Source organism: Pseudomonas sp. ME-P-057, from assembly GCF_030208975.1.
Taxonomy (GTDB): Bacteria; Pseudomonadota; Gammaproteobacteria; order Pseudomonadales; family Pseudomonadaceae; genus Aquipseudomonas; species Aquipseudomonas lutea.
This window is the reverse complement of sequence record NZ_JARVSX010000020.1, coordinates 119,320-137,345: the sequence shown is the minus strand read 5'-3', so window position 1 is coordinate 137,345 and position 18,026 is coordinate 119,320. Positions and strand designations below refer to the sequence as shown.

Genomic DNA, 18,026 nt, shown 5'->3' with positions numbered 1-18,026 from the left:
GTTATCGCTGCTATCGCCGGTAGGTTTGTCGGATTGAGTCATGAAGAATGAGCGCCAGAAGGTTGAACGGGGGATGCCACTGGAGTCGCCGGGGTAAAGGGCGCCACCGGCTCTGTGGTAATCCACAGCCAGGTCGCACGGCTGGTGATCCAGATCATGGTCAGCACCGCGATGACCGCGATCAGCATGAACACGTCGTTGTAGGCCAGCGTATTGGCTTCACGGGTGGCGGCGGTGGCCAGCGAACGTATGCCCAGGTTGGTGCGGGCTGCCGGATCGGCAATGGCCGAAATATAGGCGCCGCTGGAGCTTTGCAGCCGCGACTGCACCTGAGCGTCGATCAGCGTGACATGTTCGACAATGTGCGCCGAATGGAATTTCTCGCGCCAGACCTGAAAAGTCCCTAGCAGCGCCGAGCCGATCAGGCTGCCGACGTTCTGCGTGATCCCGAACATCACCGAAAAACTGACCATGTTGCGCGGGTTGCTGATCACCCCGCTGATGCCCAGCACTAGCGTCGGGCCGAGAAAAAACGTACCGCCAAACGCCAGCAGGAACTGACTGAAATACATCTGCGGGCCACGGGTCAGGCTGGTCGAGAAGCTGTCCATGCTCGACCCGATGGCCATCAATGCCAGCGAGATGATCAGCGGTTTGAACAAGTGTTGCGGGTTGATCGTCAACGCGCTGATGACCAGCCCGGCAACACTTCCCAGCAGCATGAACAGGTACAACGTATGCAATTGCTCGGAGCCCTGGTTCAGCCCCTGAAGAAACCCGACAGCGCCGGTCGACTGCTCTGACAGCACAATGCGCGTCAGCAGCACACCGAAGGCGAAACGAATCATCCGGCCACTGCCCAGCCAGCGAGTGATCAACAGCGGTCGGACGCGATTGTGTTCGATGCACAGCCCGGCCAGGATCAGCACGATGGACGAGGCCAGGGCCGTGCCAATCCACGGTTCTTCCAGCCACCACTCGATCCGCCCCAGCGACAGCGCGGCACACAGCGCGGCAAACCCCGAGGCCAGCAGTGCGAAGGTCAGAAAATCGAGTTTTTCGAAGGCTTTGAAGCGATCGCCGGGCGGCAGCTTCAAAATCAGTACACAGCCCAGTGACAGCAGGCACATTCCCAGCTCGAAGAGGTAGAGACCGCGCCATTCGGCGATCTGCAGCAGGTCCTCGGACACCAGTCGCGCCAACGGCGTGGCCAGCTGCGCGGTGCCCAGCCCGAGCACCAGCGCTTTCATTCGCCATTTCTGCGGGAAGGCCTGAATCATGTAATACAGCCCAAGCGAACTCAGCGCCGCACCGACCATCCCGTGGGCCGCCCGCACCGCGATGGCCGAGCCGATGTCGTTGACGAACAGGTGCGCAAAGGTAACGAGGGCGTACAGCACCAGGAATACTTCAGTGAACGCGCGCAAGCCGAATTGCTGGCGAAACTTCACCAGCAAGAGGTTCATCGAGACGTTGGTCATGACATAAGCGGCAGGCAGCCAGGCAATCTCAGCCTGAGTGGCCCCCAGCGAACCCTGCAGGTATTGGAGGTTGGCCACCACCAGCGCGTTGCCCAACCCACCCGTCAACGCCACGATCACGCCGACGATGGCAAACGCCCAGCGCTTGGGCGTGGCGTGCAAAGGCGTCGACGGCGAGCCCGGCAGTGTCGGCCGCTCGTGAGGTGCCCAGTCGTGGGGTCGGTACTTGTCGTTCATTGAGCAGACCTGATGAATGCCGTGCTGTGACCCCGCGCGGCGCGATATGACTCCCTGGCCGCCTGAAAACCTTGATGGACGTTGCGGGCCCCCTCCTGGCCCGCAACGTCACGTTCCACACTAGCTGATCATTCTCAATTCGCGGGTCTGTTCCAGGGTGCGGTCGAGGGTAACGTCGACCGCATGAATGCTCGCTTGGCGGTGCTTGAGCATCCCGCCGTCGCGGCCGTTGAACACCGCGTTGGCCTCCGCAAGGATCGACAGCGCCACGCTGTCCGGAGCGTCGCCGCCCAGGTCCAGCCCGACCGGATAGTGCAGATTGGCGCACGCAGCGGCCTGGCGAGTCTGTTCGGGGAGTTCGTCCAGCAGGCGCTCGGTGCGGCTGCGCGGTCCGAGCTGGCCGATATAGCGCGGGGTAGACTGCAGCACTTGGCCGAGCCAGTGACGATCCTGGCTCAAGCTGTGGGTCATCACTACGACTGCGGCGTCCGCCACCATGGCATGCAGTTCGGGCATTGGCTGCAACGGCGCCGAAAGAACCTGATCGGCATCGGGAAAGCGCTGCGCCCGGGCGAAATGCGAGCGCGCATCGATGACGGTAATGTGCCAACCCTGCAAGCGCGCCATGCTGACCAGGGGCATGGCGTCATGCCCAGCGCCGAAGATCACCAGCCGGCGCGGCGGGGCGATGTATTCCAGCAACACTTCAACGGCACCGTCCGCGCCTTCATAGGTGCGAGTGGCTGAACGACGGGCGTCGAGCACCGTTTTAAGATCCTCGGCCACCGCCGTTGCCAGCCAGCGCTCGCGCATTTCAATCTGCACCTGTCCGGCTGAACGAATCGCCACCCGCTCGCCCAGAGCCGTGTGACGTTCGCTTTGTGTACCAATGACCGTGGCGAGCGCCGCACCTGTCCCGCTGGCTTTCACTTCCCGCAGCACGTCGACCACCAGACTGGCAGCCCGCGGCATCCCCTTCTCCTCGGGGTGATCTTCAAACAGAACCCGTTCAAACAGAATGTGCACGGTGCCGTTGCAACCCAGCCCGAAACTGAGCTCGGCATCTTCGAGCTCATCATCATCTTCGCCCGTGCTGTAAGTGCGCAGCGCGGGCTTGCCGCTTGCGGTCAGCCACCAGGCCTTTTTGCTGACATCGCTTTCCAGGCATCCGCCGCTGACGGTGCCGGTCGCTTCGCCCATCGGCGCGATGATCATGCGTGCGCCCGGACGGCGGTAGGCCGAACCTTCGACCTTGACCACCGTGGCGATTACCACGTCCTGCTGCCCGCGTTGCGCGTCTTCAAGCGCCGCCAGCAGACTGGATAGATCATTCATGCGCGTCCCCAAAAACCGGTTGATTCATTTCGGCGTTATTCACTCAATGCTTGCAGGATGCATACAGCAGGCGTGAGCGTCCTGAACGCATGTGCTGTTGTGCTGACTGCCAGTGGCCGCACAGGTTCAGGTTTGCTGCGCAACAGCGCTCACTCATCCAGCGGCTGTTCATCCCTCATTTGGATATTAAGTTGAACATTCGCGGCAAATGCACTCTCAAAGCCTGGATCGCCGTTCCGCCTGACTGCGTGGAATCAATCCACCGGACTGACCAGGCATCGGCTACGCCGGAGAGCACCTGATGACGCGCCAATTACGCCAGCTTCGCGAAACATCCGCCACTCACACGCTGTGCCAGCGTTTTCAGGCCGTGCGCGACCGTACCGAATTTCTGGTTGAGCCACTCAGTGCCGAAGACATGGTGGTGCAATCGATGCCCGACGCCAGCCCGGCCAAGTGGCACATGGCGCACACCACCTGGTTTTTCGAAACCTTCCTGCTGATCCCCAACCTGCCAGGCTACGCAGTTTTCGATCCGACCTTCGGGTATCTGTTCAATTCCTATTACGAGGCCGTTGGCCCGCGCCACCCTCGTCCGCAGCGCGGTCTGATGACGCGGCCCAGCGTGGATCAAGTGCTGGCCTATCGCAAGCACGTCGATGAGAACATGACGACGCTGCTGATGACGCCGCTGAGCGATGAGATGAGCAGCCTGATCGAACTGGGGCTGGCTCACGAAGAGCAGCATCAGGAACTGTTGTTGATGGACATTCTCCATCTGTTCAGCCTGTCCTCGCTCAAACCTGCCTACAGTCCGCGCTGGCCAAAAGACATGTCAGGCCGCCGCGGGCATTTCAAGCCGCTGAGTGCCGGGCTCACTGAAATCGGTCATGACGGCGACGGGTTTGCCTTCGACAACGAAGGCCCGCGTCATACCACCTATCTGCAGTCGTTCGAAATCAGCGATCGGCTGGTCACCAATGGTGAATGGTTGAGCTTCATTGCCGACGGCGGTTATCACACGGCGTCCCTGTGGCTGTCGGAAGGCTGGACGCTGGTGCAGGAACACGGCTGGAATTCGCCGATGTACTGGCAACACGACGAAAACGGCTGGAAGCGCATGAGCCTGCGAGGCCTGGAGGGCATTGACCCCTCTGCGCCGGTGACGCACATCAGTTATTACGAAGCGGCCGCCTATGCCAACTGGGCCGATGCACGCCTGCCCACTGAGGCGGAATGGGAGGCTGCCGCACGCGCGGGCTTGCTTGAACAGGTCGATGACGTCGCCTGGCAGTGGACCCAAAGTGCCTACAGCGCTTACCCGGGCTTCAAGCCTTCGATGGGCGCGGTCGGCGAGTACAACGGCAAATTCATGGTCAACCAGATGGTCCTGCGCGGCGGCGCCAGCGTCACTTCGCCCGAGCATTGCCGTCTGACGTACCGCAACTTCTTCCACGCCGACAAGCGCTGGATGGTGTCCGGCCTGCGCCTGGCACGCGACAGCCGTCAGCCGGGCGTCGTGGACCCCAACGACAGCGAGTTTGCCCGCGACGTGGTCGCCGGTCTCGGCGCACCGGTCAAAACCCTGTCACCCAAATACTTTTATGACGCAGCGGGCTCCGATCTTTTTGAGTCGATCTGCGAGACGGCCGAGTACTACCCGACCCGCGCCGAGACCGGCCTGCTGAAAGGCATCGCCGGGCAGATCGCGGCGAGCATGCCGGCAGGCGCAGCGCTGGTGGAGTTTGGCAGCGGTGCAAGCGAGAAGACTCGTCTGGTGCTGGATGCAGCGCCGCACATTGCGGTGTACGTGCCCATCGACATCAGTGCAACAGCCCTGAACAAGGCCGCGCGCGCTTTGCGCCAGCGCTATCCGGCGCTGACTGTTGCGCCGCAGGTTGACGACTTCACCCGCGTGCTGACGCTGCCCGACGAAGCGGACGGCCATACCCGCGTAGGCTTCTTTCCGGGCTCGACCATTGGCAATTTCACGCACCAGCAGGCGGTGGATTTCCTTCACCGCGCCCACGACGTGCTAGGCGAGAACGCGCATTTCATCGTCGGCGTCGATCTGGTCAAGGATGAGCAAACGCTGGTCGCGGCGTACGACGATGCCGAAGGCGTTACCGCGCAGTTCAACAAAAACCTGCTGACGCGCATCAACCGCGAGCTGCATGCCGATTTCGACGTGGCTGCGTTCGATCACCTGGCGGTCTGGAATGCAGAGCAGGCGTGCATGGAAATGCACCTGGTCAGCCGCCGGCAGCAAAGCGTCACCGTGGCCGGCCACACTTTCCGCTTCGCCGCCGGTGAACGGCTGCACACCGAGAACTCTCACAAGTTCACGGTGGAATCGTTCACCGACCTGGCCGCGCGTGGCGGGTGGAGCGTCAGTGAGCACTGGGTCAGCGACGCGCCGGAGGTGGCGCTGTTCAGCCTGCAAGCGTGATGGGCAATGCATAGGGGCGATTGCTCGCGTGCATGCTGCAGAACCGAACTGTAGGAGCCGGCTTGCTGGCGAAAGCGTTGTGTCAGCGCCTACACCACTGGCTGACACAACCGGTTCGCCAGCAAGCCGGCTCCTACGGTAGATCGACGGCGCCGCCCAGTTTCACGCACGCCGCGACAGCCGTAGAGGCGTTGCTACTTAAGGTCAAGCACGTCGCAACAGCCGTAGAGGCGCTGCTACTTAAGGTCAAGCACGTCGCGGCAAACGTGGACCCATACGCACCCGCATCTGTAGACGCCGAACCTGTAGGAGCCGGCTTGCTGGCGAAAGCGTCGTTCCATCCACCGCAACAAATGGATGACGCAACGGCTTCGCCAGCACGCCGCCTCCTCCGATGGATGGCTCTCGCGGACATGCCGTACAGGAATCTTAATTGTCATTTGTAAAATGGCGCTGGTAGCATCCGTTAGCACCCTCACGGATTTCGGCAGTCACGCCGGGAATTGAGTAAAACAATAATTAACAGGGAGTCAGCGATGACGGCACAGGTAGCCCCTGCCGAATGCGCGAGCCAGCCACTGGCCTGCGACACCGTTCTGTTCGACGTACGCAATCATATTGGCCACCTCACCCTTAATCGCCCTCAAGGCCTCAACGCCATTGATCTGCCCATGATTCGCCAGCTGCAGTCCCGACTGGACGCATGGGCGAAGGATGACGACGTCTACGCCGTGGTCTTGCGTGGGTCCGGCGAGAAGGCTTTCTGCGCAGGTGGCGACATTCGTTCGCTCTACGACAGCTTCAAAAACGGCCGCACCGAGCATGAGGACTTCTTCGTCGAAGAATATGCCCTCGACCTGACCCTTCATCATTACCGCAAACCCGTCGTCGCCCTGATGGACGGCCTGGTGCTGGGCGGTGGTATGGGCCTGGCGCAAGCCGCCGACCTGCGCGTGGTCACCGAGCGTAGCCGACTGGCGATGCCGGAAGTCGCGATTGGTTACTTCCCTGATGTGGGCGGCAGTTACTTCCTCTCCCGCGTGCCGGGCGAGCTGGGCATCTATCTGGGCGTCAGCGGCGTGCAGGTACAGGCGGCCGACGCGCTGTATTGCGGACTGGCAAACTGGTACCTGGACAGCGCGCGCCTCGATGAACTCGATCTGCAGCTGGATAACCTCAGGTGGAGCCTGACCCCACTCAAAGACTTGCAGGGCACGCTGGCCAAACTGGGCGTGCAGCATCTGCCCGGCCCGCCGCTGGCCAGCCTGCGTCCGGCCATCGATCATTTTTTCGCCTTGCCAGACGTGCCAAGTATCATCGAGCAGCTGATGGAGGTACGCGTGTTCGATACCCATGCGTGGGCGATGGACACCGCACACTTGATGCAAACCCGCTCACCGCTGGCGATGGCAGTCACGCTGGAGCTGTTGCGCCGCGGCCGGCATCTAACGCTGGAGCAATGCTTCGCCCTGGAGCTGCATCTGGATCGCCAGTGGTTTGAACGTGGTGACCTGATCGAAGGCATTCGTGCCCTGATCGTTGACAAAGACAAGAAACCGCAATGGAGCCCTTCCAGCGTGCAGGCATTGAATGCCGAGCACGTGGCAAGCTTCTTCAGCGGTCAAGAGGCCTGACCTATGCAAGATCTTGAACTGACCGAAGAACAAGTGATGATCCGCGACATGGCGCGTGATTTTGCGCGCAATGAAATCGCCCCCCACGCGCAGGCCTGGGAGAAAGCCGGCTGGATCGACGACGCGCTCGTCGCCAAGCTTGGTGAGCTGGGCCTGCTGGGCATGATCGTCCCCGAGCAATGGGGCGGCAGCTACATCGATTACGTGGCCTACGCCTTGGCGGTCGAAGAAATCTCCGCCGCAGATGGCGCCACCGGTACGCTGATGAGCGTGCACAGCTCGGTGGGCTGCGGGCCGGTTCTCAACTATGGCAGCGAGGCGCAGAAACAGCAGTGGCTGGAAAAACTCGCCAGCGGACAGGCCATTGGCTGCTTTTGCCTGACCGAACCGCAAGCCGGTTCCGAGGCGCACAACCTGCGCACCCGTGCGGAGCTGAAAGGCGGTGAATGGGTGCTCAACGGTGCCAAGCAGTTCGTCAGCAACGGCAAACGCGCGCAGTTGGCGATCGTCTTTGCCGTGACCGACCCGGAGTTGGGCAAGCGTGGCCTGTCGGCATTTCTGGTGCCGACGGACAACCCGGGGTATCGGGTCGACCGCCTGGAACACAAGATGGGCATCCGCGCCTCCGACACTTGCGCGGTGACGCTCAGCGACTGCCGCATCCCCGCCGACAACCTGCTGGGTGAGCGCGGCAAAGGCCTGTCGATCGCCCTCTCCAACCTGGAAGGCGGTCGCATCGGCATTGCCGCTCAGGCGCTGGGCATTGCGCGTGCGGCATTCGAAGCAGCGCTGGGTTACGCCCGCGAGCGGGTGCAGTTCGACAAGCCGATCATCGAACACCAAAGCGTCGCCAATCTGCTGGCCGACATGCACACCCGTATCAATGCCACGCGCCTAATGGTATTGCACGCCGCACGCTTGCGCACGGCGGGCAAACCCTGTTTGTCGGAAGCATCGCAGGCCAAGCTGTTCGCCTCGGAAATGGCCGAATGGGTGTGTTCCAAAGCGGTGCAGATCCACGGGGGCTATGGCTATCTGGAGGATTACCCGGTGGAGCGATATTACCGGGACGCACGGATCACCCAGATATATGAAGGCTCCAGCGAGATCCAGCGGCTGCTGATCGCTCGCGAGCTGCGGCATTACGCGCTGTAACGGGCAAGCCGGCTCGATGTCGAGCCGGGACCTGCTTCATTGCGGCGGTCGTAACGTTCAGAGCGTTGGCAATACAAAATTGTGCCGACCCAGACGCAGTATCAACAGCGTCACCGAGTCGGCGTTGGCCAGCAGCACACGGCTGCGTTTTTGCGCATCGCTCAGAAACACATGCCGTGCCTCCTCCAGCGTGCGGGTCTTGGTCAGTGCAAGAACGGCGTTATACGCCTCGCTGTCCTCGGGGTTCAGATCCCCCCACTCGCCATCCTTCATGTGTACAAACAAATCTTCCCGGTGACTGGCGTGGGAAAGCCCCTCGTTCTGCAGCCGCTCCAGGTCCGCCTTGAGCTGAATGCTGTTGGCACTGTCGGCGACGATCAGGTCTGGGTACGGCGCGGCGGTTTCCAGGTACGCGATGTCGTGTGTGCCCAGAACCAGATGCGAAAGCTCATGAATCAAAGTGGCCGCACGGTGATGGGCCGGCATGTCAAAATCCGGCGCGCTGGCGCTGAGCGCGAATGGCGGAACTTCGAAAAACCGCTCCGTCAGGAACACCCTCCTCTTGGGGTCCGACCGGATGATGAACGCCACCGTATTCTCGTTACCCGGGCGTGTGGACCCCACCACAAAGCGCGGCGATGAGTAAGGCGACAGCGAAGCATCCATGACCTCGTCGAACAGCGCCTTGATCGTGCGCTCGGTCTCGATCAACAGGTCGGCGCCGGGCGGCGTCACACCAAAGAAGTCGCCGACGATCTCAAGCACACGCTCGTCCACCGGCATCTCCGGGGTGTGCACGTTCAGGTTGTCGAGGCAGTTTTCCAGATAGCGCTTGGCTTGCAGGTGCGCTTCGCCGATGTTCAGCGCCCGTTCACGGTAAACCTTGCGAATCTCCGGCATGCCCGTGGCTTCGATGATCAGCGCGTCCTCGGCCGTGGTTTCGGCACCTTCGGCGCGCATCTTGGTCAGCAGGCCACCGCCGCCTTTCAAGCCTGCATCGAGGTCCAGCTGCCAGCGCTGGTGCCCGTCCAGCTTGAGGCCGGGCCCGGGGCTGCCGTCTTCGCCGGTGATCAGCCAGCGGCCATCCTCACTGCGGCGCTGGACTTGATACACCCGCCCCCCGACTGCCGCGTAAACCTTCTCGGTCTTGCCATCCAGGTAAAGGCTCAACAATTCATCGCGCTTGAGCTCGCTCAACGAGACGTTCCTGGCCTCCAGCGCGTGCAAGCGCTTGAGCTGCTCGGGGGTCAACCGTAACCCTGCCCACTCGAAAGTGGTCGAGGTGGACTCTTCACCCGTCGACAGCTCGCCGGCAATCAGATCATCCTTTTCAGCCTGCTCGCGTGCCGCCGCCATCACGCCCAGCGCAGCCGAGAATTCGGACAGGGCCTCGCCCCAACGACGCCCCGAAGCAGACGCCGCCGAAGCACGAAACAAGGTATGGCTTTGCCACAGCGCGACCATCGTGGCGAGTTTGCCTGGCAAGAGGCTCAACACCTGTTCCAGCCCCAGCAGGCCAAGAAACTTACTGGACGCTTGATCCGCCTGCGCGGTGGTCACGGTATTCGCAACGCCCATGTCGATCAGCAGGTTTACCGTGTCCCTGAACATGAAGTGGAGTGCATTGCCCTTCTCCTCTGCCAGTGCCACCGTGACCGGCCCCGGTGCCCGCGTCGGAACATCGCCGAAACCCTCGGCGAAAAACGGCAGATGGGGTTCGATGAACCCCCCATGCTCGTAACGCCTGCGCACCTCGGCCTCAAGCCGATCCAGAAGCATCTGCTGCAACAGCTCATCGTTGCGGATATCGGCCAGCAGCGCGGCCGAGTCCGGGTACTCACGAAACACGAAGCCCGGATGGACGATCGCGTGCAGGACAACAGGGCCTGCGCCAGAGTCGCCCGGGCAAATCAGGTACATGCCCTTCACCGTATCCGGCGTCATGCCTTCGTCAGCCACCAGCCGAAGGGGGCTGATGATCACCGTGCTGTCGTCCACCGGCACGCGGGCGATCCCGTCCGGCATCTCGACGATGCGGGAGATGAACGCATACGCGCGCTCGCTCAGGGTGCCCTCGAGTTTTTGTTGCATTGCCACGGCCTGCAGCATCGGCGGAAACTGATCGACGTACAGTTTGAGACGCCTGGACCAGTCCGGCGACGCAGGATCGAGTGATCGACGCAGCAATGCCAGGAAGGCAGTACCGACATCCACGTGCCGGACCATGCTGCGCAAATAGTGAGGGGTGAGCAGACTGACCGCGTCGGGGTGTTTGGCGGATTCCACCGTCAGCATGCCGTCCGGGATGTCGACGAAACGGTTGACCGCATAGTCGGTTAACGATTCGCGAGTGACGACGGTGGCTGCAGGAATGCCCGAGGGTATTTGTCCCAAGCCGGGCAAAGCAGGCACATAGCGGCGCAAGGTGATGGTGATCTGGTCCGGGTCCCAATGCTTCTCGGGAAAGTCCCTGGCGAACTGGTCGAGTAGCCGGCCGCGCGCATATTCACCCAGCGGCGGGATGCCGAACAGGAAATCCTCTCCATCGCTGGTCGCCAGGTAGTAACGGCGCCAGATCGCATTGTAGGTCTTCAGGTCAGTGACAGACGCCGTCCGCAGCCATTGGGGCAGCAACTCTTCGAACAGCGTGCCGTCGAGGCGTAATGCCAGGCTGTCGAGCATGACGACAAGTTGATCATCGAGCTCGGTAGATCGGGCCAGTGCGCCAAACAGGCGTGCTTCGAATCGACAGCGTCGTGCGCGTGCACACAGTTGCTCCAGGCTTTGCTGCTGCCGGCCAAAAATGGTCTGCTGCAACGCTTCGATGGCATGGCCGTCCACCCGCTGCAGGTCCAAGCGCATCGGTGCATCGCGATCCTGCGCCAGTAAATGACGCAGCAGCAGTTCTCCGCGCCCATCGAGCAATCGCAGCCAGCGCTCGCGGTGCGCGCCGCGCAGGGCGCCGAGCACCTTGGCACTCAACGCCTGCATCGAATCGTAATGGCGCCAGCCGCGCGCGCCGACCCACAGAAGCACCCCGGTCGTCGGGTTTTTCGGTTGCCACAACACCAGGCAATCACTCATGGCAATGCCGCTCTGGTCGCCACAGGCCAGCGCAAGGGTGAACACTTCAGTCATCGCCGGACCAGCGATGGCTCGCAACTGCCTCACGGGCGCATCCAGCACCTGTCGGACCACGTCTATCGACGTTTCCGACAACACCGCCATCCGTTGGCGTAGCGCCAGGTCCAGGCGCAGCGCGTCTTCGCGCAAACCCAGCGCCACAGCCACCGGCTGCAGTTGCCGGTTGCCCAGCCGGGCAACGCCCGTGCGGGAATGCTTGAAGCGCTCCAGATAGCGCTCGGTGAAATCGATCGCGGCGTGTTCGATGGCCAAATCGATCAGTTCCAGATCTACAGACACGTCGGGGCTGCCTGTCTCAAACACGATCTGCGCGCCAGGCACAACAGGCGCCCTTCGGTGCCCGCTTACGTGTTCAAGCAGCAGTGAGACGAGGTCCATCGACACGGCTTCAAGGGACTCGCTCACCACCACCGCGCCCGTTTCAACATCGGACGCATCCACCGGGGATGATTCGAGCCAGCGCACCCTCACATCACGTGCCCGCAAACGGATGCCTGACGCCACGCAGACATAGGCTTGCAGCGCGTTTTCGACGTAACCAACAAGGACGTTGTCCAACTCGCGCAGGTGGGCGGCGCCCGCGTCGGAATCCTCGGTGCGCTCCAGCCACGAAGGGGCCAGCTGTTGCGCGGTGGGTCGGGTGCTCCGTGCGCTGTCGGCAACGGCCAGTACCGTTTCGGAGGGATCAATGCGTGAACCCACCTGGATCAGATCGTCTGCGTCAGAACTTGCCCACGTGCGAGCGAAGTTCAGCGGCATCTCACGGCTCCAGCGTCCTACGCTGAAATGCTGCTGACAGGGATCGATGAGCTGACGGACGTCCAGGGCGTCGTCGATCATCGCCGAACGCTTCTCTGGTTGCGTATTGACCGCCCACGCCCAGCGCAGATTGCGCGCCTGCATCGAGAGGATCGACTCGATCCGCTCCTCGAATAACGGCCCGGCAATGGCCTCGAACGACAATTCCAGCCCATCGACTTGCAGCAATCGATGTTGATCAGCCAGGGGCACGGTCGGGCTCAGAAGCTCGCGGCCTTCAGGGCTGGAGCAGAATGCGCTGAGTGCTGCAATGCCCTTGAATCGCCTGAAGTCGTGCTCTGGCGTAAACCACAGGAGCGAATGGCCCGTCGGTGCAGTAACGACCCAGGCGAATGTGCCGGCCATGGGTGTCTCCACGCCGTCCTCCCAGTGCAGCCTCAGCCGCACGCAGCGCGCATCGGTACCGCCCGCATCGGCTTCGGCCCACAGGCACTTCTGCAGCGCGGCCGACTCCTGCGCCGAAACGGTACCGTCGTGAGCGCGTTGATACAGCCTGTGAAGGAGGCTCGCAGTGTAGCGTCGCCGCGCCAGGTCACGCATGGGCTGAGCCTCTGCAGGACCGCTCCAGAACTGCGCGAGCCGCTGCGCGAAGTGGTCGGACAGCACCTGCACCGTGTCGCGCAATGCCTGAGCCAGAAGATCGGCATCGCCGACACTGAGTATCCGGCCTTCGCTATCAAGGTATTGCCGTGCGGAGGCAGCGTGTTGCCCGCTGCTGCACACATCTTCGAACGCAAGTTGCGCCAGGGTTTGCGTGGTCAGCATCACCTCGGCTTCGGACTGCGAAGCCGGCTGGAGAAGCCGCACCAATTGCGTCGCGGCGTCGAGTGTCAGATGGGGCAACAGGCGCTGCAATTGAAAATCCAGCGCTGAAGTGACCGTGCTGAAAAGACTGGGCGTGCCCCGGAACTGCTCGGTGAATTGCCGGACCGAATTGGCCTGGAATTCGACGACGGCGCGCATCTGGGCGAGGAACACGTCTCCCTCGATCTTTTCGTATTCGTAAGCGACCGAGCGGCTGCCGTGGGCAAACTTCGTGATCAGTGCGTTCAGAAGTTGGCGGCGGTTATCGAATGCCTCGAGCCCCCCAGCAAGCGTGAACAAAAAGATCCGCGCGTCGGCAACATGCGGCTGGCTGATCAACAGCGCGGAGGACAACTCCAGCGACAAAGGCGTGCCGTCCTCGGTCAACAGCCGGTCAACCCGCACGGGGCCGGCATCCGCCGCCAAGCTGGCAGCGGGGGCGATGGCGAGCACAACAGGCGCAGGCGGCAGCGCCAGCGGTTCAAGCCAGGCCCGATCTGCAGGCTGAAGCAGACCTGAACTCAGGCCGAGGTCGAGTTGATGGAGGAAGCGCTGCCGAAGAGAAGCGCTGTGGAAATAAGAGGTGATAACCGTGGACATTGCAGCTCCTTGGGCAAACGCCCACGCGGCGCAGAGCCGGGCGTGGGCAGGGAAAGCCAGGGAGCGTAGAGAACAAATTCGAGGCGTCTGCGTTACATAACGCTGTACACGGGCGGCGGGATTCGAGGTTAACTGGCGAAGACGCGGCGCGCGCCAGCCGCTCACATGCCGAGCCTGACCAGGCCCGGCGCCAGGCAGCGGGATCAATCAGGCTCGTACAGGGGCCGCTTGTTACGCTTTCAGCGTGCGCTCTACATGGCCGGCGAAGGCATCAATGATGTTCTGCAGGAACGGCCGGGTTTTCTCGTTCAGCTTGCCCTGCTCGTCAAAGAAGGTGCCCGCGTTGCCCAGGTAGGCTTCGGGCTGCTGCATGCACAGGACGTTGAGGAACACAAAACACTGACGCAGGTGCTGGTTGGCGCCAAAGCCACCGATGGCTCCCGGTGAGACGCTCACCACCGCCGCCGGCTTGGCACTGCCCCAGGCACTTTTGCCGTAAGGGCGCGAACCCACGTCGATGGCGTTTTTCAACGCGCCCGGCACCGAGCGGTTGTACTCCGGGGTGACGAACAGAAAACCGTCTGCGCCCTGCAAGGCTTCACGGAAAGCAGTGTAGGCAGCAGGTGGTGAATCGAGGTCGATGTCCTCGTTATACAACGGCAGGTCACCGATTTCGACAATGCTCAGCTTCAGGCTGGACGGCGCCAGTTCGGCCAGTGCGTGGGCCACTTTGCGGTTGATGGAGTCTTTCCTCAAACTGCCGACGATGACTGCAATTGTATGAACCTGGCTCATGAAGCGGACCTTATGCGGTGGTAGGAACCCACAGTTATAGATCAAAGATGCGCGCAAATCTGCGTTGTTTTTCCGCTGGTAATCATCGAAGTGATCGATCTGGCTGTCGGATGCAGAACGCACGTCTCAACCAAGGCATGCTACCGTCGGTCGCGACCGTTTCACCGCAGGTCAAAAAACTCCCCCTTGAAACGGGCATCTGAAGACCTTGGGTGAATAAGCACCCGGTGGAAATTTCAGAATTACCTTACAAGCGGACACGGTTTATTCACTTGCAGTGTTAGGATGCAAGCGAAAACGAGCAGTTATTTCCAGAGGTTACAAAGCAAATGGCTTCAGTTCTAGTTGGGCAATTTCATGCCAGGGATGAAGAAGGTCGCATCTACCCCGTGCAGGAATTCCGTGAATCCCAGCCTGTGGCGGCGGACGGCACCGAGCCTGTTTCCACTTATCGCCTGGCCATTGGCGACCGTGTCAGATATCTCGGTGGCGAAGAGTTCGAATTGGTGCAGTCGGGTATCAAATTGACGCGCGTTGTCTGACGCGCCTTAAAGGCGAGCGCTCGCCGCAGGTGACTGCGCAGCGCCGCAAGCGATGGCGCGGCTTACGAAGGCTCTGTTTGGCCCACCTCAGTTGGGTCAAACAGCAAATACCAGAAAATGGCTGACTCCCGTGTCGCGGGCTCGATTGCGCGATAACGCAGATGGTCCACGCCGCCGACCACAAACCCATAGTCCTCATATAACCGGCACGCCCCCAGGTTGTTGTTCTGGGTTTCCAGCGTGATCCCCGGCAGCCCCCGCTTGCGACTCCAGAACTGCGCCACGTCCAGCAGCCTGCGCGCGACACCGTTGCGTCGCGCCTGCGTGTCGACCGCCAACTCATCGATGTGGGCGAAGCCATTCCAGTGCTGACTGACCACCACATGCCCCACCGGCTGCTCGTCGAGCCAGGCCACCAGCACGGTGCTGTCCGCTGCGTCGCGATAATTGCAAAACTCTTCGGAATCGATGCCGTAGTTTTTCAGGTACGGCTCAACCGGATCTACCTGCCACTGTGCAACAGGCGCGCCGATCTGCACCTGGGCGTAGCCGGAGACGGTGAAGGTGAATTCGCTGTTGAGAATGTAATCCTCGAAGCACTCGTCAGCGACACGAATACTGAACGTCGGGCTGGACGTGTCCACCATGAGCCTCCTGCACCGTTGCCGGGATCGACATCACCTTTATCAAAGGCCGCCGGCTGGCGCCAGCATGGCCTGTTGCGCCGCTGTCTCGGTCAGGCTTGCGCCTGGCTTTGTGCTTCGAGCAGTTGGGTCCACAAGGCCGGGGCGCCAGCGGACTTTTCGATCACTGCCAGCCGCGCCTGGTGCTCGGCCAATTCGGCTTCGCTGGCCAGGATGATGCGACCTGGTGTGCGATTGGCAATGCGGCGGATTTCGGAAGGACGATCGGCCCCCCCCTCGCCGTCGTTGTTGCCGGCCAGCGACAGCGTCGTCTGGCCACCGGTCATTGCCAGATAGACTTCGGCGAGGATCTCCGAGTCGAGCAATGCGCCGTGCAGTTCACGGCCGGAGTTGTCTACGTCGTAACGCTTGCACAACGCATCGAGGCTGTTGCGCTGCCCCGGGTGGCGCTCGCGGGCCATGGCCAGGGTGTCGAGGATCGAGCAGTAACTGCTGAGGTTGGCGCGGTCGTGCTGACCGATCAGCGCAAACTCATTGTTCAGGAAGCCGACGTCGAACGCCGCATTGTGGATGATCAGCTGGGCGCCTTTGATGAACTCGAAGAATTCGTCGGCCACCTCGGCAAAACGCGGTTTGCCGATAAGGAACTGGTCGGTAATGCCGTGGACGCCAATGGCGCCCTCGTCGCTTTCCCGATCCGGCTGCAGATAAACGTGGAAGTGCCGCCCGGTCAGGCGTCGCCCGATCAGCTCGACGCAGCCGATTTCAATGACCCGGTGCCCGTCAGTAACGGGCATACCGGTGGTCTCGGTATCGAGGACGACCCTTCGTTCAGTGATGATGTTCTGTACAGTCATTGCCTACCGCCTCAGCTTCAGGCGCGGATATTAGCATGGGGGTTTTGGGATGTGCGCGCGCGGTTATCGCCTTCTGGCGACGCGCGGACGCTGCTTCAGCAGAAGCCAACTTGCTGGCGAAAGCGTGTCAGGGATGAAGATGTCGCCTGAACGCCTGTATCGCCAGCAAGCCGGCTCCTACAGTCGTGATCACCAGCGTCAACAGGACTGTGTATTGATCAGGCGTGCTTGATCCCGCGCACTTCATCCACGCCACGGTTCGCCAACTGGTCAGCGCGTTCGTTGCCGGCATGGCCGATGTGCCCGCGCACCCACTTCCAGCTGACCTTGTGCCGGCCGACTTGCTCGTCCAGCTGCTTCCACAGATCGGCGTTTTTCACCGGCTCCTTGGCCGCCGTCTTCCAGCCGCGTTTTTTCCAGTTGGGCATCCACTCGGTGATGCCCTTCATCACGTACTGCGAGTCGGTGACCAGCACCACTTCGCAGGGCCGCTTCAGCTCTTCCAGGCCGCGAATGGCACCCAGCAACTCCATGCGGTTGTTGGTGGTGTTGGCTTCACCGCCCCAAAGTTCTTTTTCCACGCCCTTGCACACCAGCAATGCGCCCCAGCCGCCGGGGCCGGGGTTGCCTTTGCAGGCGCCATCGGTGAACAGTTCAACGGTATCGCTCATTGCAGTGTTTCCAGAAATTGATAAAGCCAGGCGCCAGCCTTTGGATCAGGACTCGGGGGTGCGCCGATTGACCTTGGCCATCGGCAGGGGCAGCAATTTACCCATCGGCTCGCGACGCGGCATGCGCACGGGTCGCAGCCCTACCCCCATCTTGCGTGCGATCAGCAGATAGAAGCCGCCCCCGGGACTTTGCCAGCCATCGCCAAAACGTTCGAGTCCGGCCAGGCGGGCCTGCCACCTGGGAGACGCAAGCGGCGGACGATAGCACCCGAAGCGGCGTTTCTCCAGCGCGAAACCCAGCAGGTTGAGCCAGTCGCCGACCCGCGAAGGCGAGATGCAACGCGCCTTGCGCAAGGCATCGTTGGCGAAAAAATGACGGATTCCCCACGTGCTCCAGGGGTTGATGCCAACGATCACCAGATGCCCGCCGGGACGCACACTGCTAGCGGCTTCGCGCAGGAGGCCGTGGGGCGACAGGCAAAAATCCAGGCCGTGCTGCATCACCACGACGTCGGCAGCATGCTCACTCAATGGCCAGGCCTGCTCTTCGCACACGATCTCGACACCCGGCAGCGGCGCACCGAGCCGCACGTTGCGCTGCACCTGCTTTGCCGTTGGAGGTGTCTGTGCGGACGGGCCGTAATGCACCAGATAACCGCCAAAAAAGCGCTCGAGCTCTTGTTCGAGAACGCGGCTTTCTTCCTCCAGCAATAATTGTCCCAAGGGCCCGGACAGCCAATCGCGGGCTGAGCTGATCAGCTCAAGCCACTCGGGGTCGGCCTGGGCGAACGCTTCATCGGTCATTTCCGGTCTCCTTGTGGGGGCGATGCGAGCCGTGAGTCGCCTGGTGCGCGCGAGG

The 18,026-nt window shown here is 61.9% G+C and carries 12 protein-coding genes; 4 read left to right on the top strand and 8 right to left on the bottom strand.

All coding sequences use genetic code 11. From position 1 onward, the window contains the following. Nucleotides 1-38 precede the first annotated feature (38 nt). Together QRN48_RS10920 and QRN48_RS10915 are read right to left on the bottom strand one after the other, a co-directional pair. The gene (locus QRN48_RS10920) at nucleotides 39-1,718 is read right to left on the bottom strand and encodes an MFS transporter (protein WP_285350538.1); all 1,680 of its coding nucleotides are present in this window, start codon (nucleotides 1,716-1,718) and stop codon (nucleotides 39-41) included. Nucleotides 1,719-1,838: 120 nt separating this feature from the next. After that, on the bottom strand, nucleotides 1,839-3,053 hold the full coding sequence (locus QRN48_RS10915; protein ID WP_285350537.1) for an XdhC family protein: 1,215 nt from the start codon (nucleotides 3,051-3,053) through the stop codon (nucleotides 1,839-1,841). 301 nt (nucleotides 3,054-3,354) lie between these two features. Between QRN48_RS10915 and egtB the strand changes: the two genes are divergently transcribed. From egtB to QRN48_RS10900, 3 genes are all read left to right on the top strand, one after another. Then, nucleotides 3,355-5,502, top strand: a complete 2,148-nt coding sequence (egtB, locus tag QRN48_RS10910) for an ergothioneine biosynthesis protein EgtB (protein ID WP_285350535.1) — start codon at nucleotides 3,355-3,357, stop codon at nucleotides 5,500-5,502. Nucleotides 5,503-6,038: 536 nt separating this feature from the next. Next, nucleotides 6,039-7,136 (top strand): enoyl-CoA hydratase/isomerase family protein, encoded by a 1,098-nt coding sequence (locus tag QRN48_RS10905; RefSeq protein ID WP_285350534.1) that lies wholly within the window; start codon nucleotides 6,039-6,041, stop codon nucleotides 7,134-7,136. Nucleotides 7,137-7,139: 3 nt separating this feature from the next. Continuing rightward, the gene (locus QRN48_RS10900; protein ID WP_285350532.1) at nucleotides 7,140-8,291 is read left to right on the top strand and encodes an acyl-CoA dehydrogenase family protein; all 1,152 of its coding nucleotides are present in this window, start codon (nucleotides 7,140-7,142) and stop codon (nucleotides 8,289-8,291) included. A 57-nt stretch (nucleotides 8,292-8,348) separates the two neighbouring features. On the opposite strand, the gene QRN48_RS10895 is transcribed toward QRN48_RS10900, so the two are convergent. Both QRN48_RS10895 and QRN48_RS10890 read right to left on the bottom strand, forming a co-directional pair. Beyond that, entirely contained in the window at nucleotides 8,349-13,658 is a 5,310-nt protein-coding gene (locus QRN48_RS10895; RefSeq protein ID WP_285350531.1) for a hypothetical protein, read from the bottom strand. A gap of 231 nt (nucleotides 13,659-13,889) precedes the next feature. Then, entirely contained in the window at nucleotides 13,890-14,453 is a 564-nt protein-coding gene (locus QRN48_RS10890; protein ID WP_191945768.1) for an NADPH-dependent FMN reductase, read from the bottom strand. Nucleotides 14,454-14,782: 329 nt separating this feature from the next. Here QRN48_RS10890 and QRN48_RS10885 point away from each other — a divergent pair, with 329 nt between their 5' ends. Beyond that, nucleotides 14,783-14,995 (top strand): hypothetical protein, encoded by a 213-nt coding sequence (locus tag QRN48_RS10885; RefSeq protein ID WP_037013616.1) that lies wholly within the window; start codon nucleotides 14,783-14,785, stop codon nucleotides 14,993-14,995. A 62-nt stretch (nucleotides 14,996-15,057) separates the two neighbouring features. Here the strand turns inward: QRN48_RS10885 and QRN48_RS10880 are convergent, their stop codons facing one another. From QRN48_RS10880 to QRN48_RS10865, 4 genes are all read right to left on the bottom strand, one after another. Continuing rightward, complete coding sequence (locus QRN48_RS10880; RefSeq protein ID WP_194734133.1) at nucleotides 15,058-15,642, bottom strand: GNAT family N-acetyltransferase; 585 nt, start codon at nucleotides 15,640-15,642, stop codon at nucleotides 15,058-15,060. Nucleotides 15,643-15,731: 89 nt separating this feature from the next. Next, nucleotides 15,732-16,496, bottom strand: a complete 765-nt coding sequence (gene dnaQ, locus QRN48_RS10875; RefSeq protein ID WP_194734134.1) for a DNA polymerase III subunit epsilon — start codon at nucleotides 16,494-16,496, stop codon at nucleotides 15,732-15,734. 218 nt (nucleotides 16,497-16,714) lie between these two features. Next, nucleotides 16,715-17,167, bottom strand: coding sequence for a ribonuclease HI (gene rnhA, locus QRN48_RS10870; RefSeq protein WP_191945769.1), 453 nt, complete (start codon nucleotides 17,165-17,167; stop codon nucleotides 16,715-16,717). A 45-nt stretch (nucleotides 17,168-17,212) separates the two neighbouring features. After that, on the bottom strand, nucleotides 17,213-17,971 hold the full coding sequence (locus QRN48_RS10865) for a class I SAM-dependent methyltransferase (RefSeq protein WP_191945770.1): 759 nt from the start codon (nucleotides 17,969-17,971) through the stop codon (nucleotides 17,213-17,215). Between the last annotated feature and the right edge of the window lie 55 nt (nucleotides 17,972-18,026).

What these genes read in the sequence shown, in the direction of transcription:
- rnhA (WP_191945769.1), bottom strand. Translation starts at nt 17,167, where the DNA reads ATGAGCGATACCGTTGAACTGTTCACCGATGGCGCCTGCAAAGGCAAC.
- QRN48_RS10900 (WP_285350532.1), top strand. Translation starts at nt 7,140, where the DNA reads ATGCAAGATCTTGAACTGACCGAAGAACAAGTGATGATCCGCGACATG.
- QRN48_RS10905 (WP_285350534.1), top strand. Translation starts at nt 6,039, where the DNA reads ATGACGGCACAGGTAGCCCCTGCCGAATGCGCGAGCCAGCCACTGGCC.
- QRN48_RS10890 (WP_191945768.1), bottom strand. Translation starts at nt 14,453, where the DNA reads ATGAGCCAGGTTCATACAATTGCAGTCATCGTCGGCAGTTTGAGGAAA.
- QRN48_RS10865 (WP_191945770.1), bottom strand. Translation starts at nt 17,971, where the DNA reads ATGACCGATGAAGCGTTCGCCCAGGCCGACCCCGAGTGGCTTGAGCTG.
- QRN48_RS10920 (WP_285350538.1), bottom strand. Translation starts at nt 1,718, where the DNA reads ATGAACGACAAGTACCGACCCCACGACTGGGCACCTCACGAGCGGCCG.
- QRN48_RS10880 (WP_194734133.1), bottom strand. Translation starts at nt 15,642, where the DNA reads ATGGTGGACACGTCCAGCCCGACGTTCAGTATTCGTGTCGCTGACGAG.
- QRN48_RS10885 (WP_037013616.1), top strand. Translation starts at nt 14,783, where the DNA reads ATGGCTTCAGTTCTAGTTGGGCAATTTCATGCCAGGGATGAAGAAGGT.
- QRN48_RS10895 (WP_285350531.1), bottom strand. Translation starts at nt 13,658, where the DNA reads ATGTCCACGGTTATCACCTCTTATTTCCACAGCGCTTCTCTTCGGCAG.
- egtB (WP_285350535.1), top strand. Translation starts at nt 3,355, where the DNA reads ATGACGCGCCAATTACGCCAGCTTCGCGAAACATCCGCCACTCACACG.
- QRN48_RS10915 (WP_285350537.1), bottom strand. Translation starts at nt 3,053, where the DNA reads ATGAATGATCTATCCAGTCTGCTGGCGGCGCTTGAAGACGCGCAACGC.
- dnaQ (WP_194734134.1), bottom strand. Translation starts at nt 16,496, where the DNA reads ATGACTGTACAGAACATCATCACTGAACGAAGGGTCGTCCTCGATACC.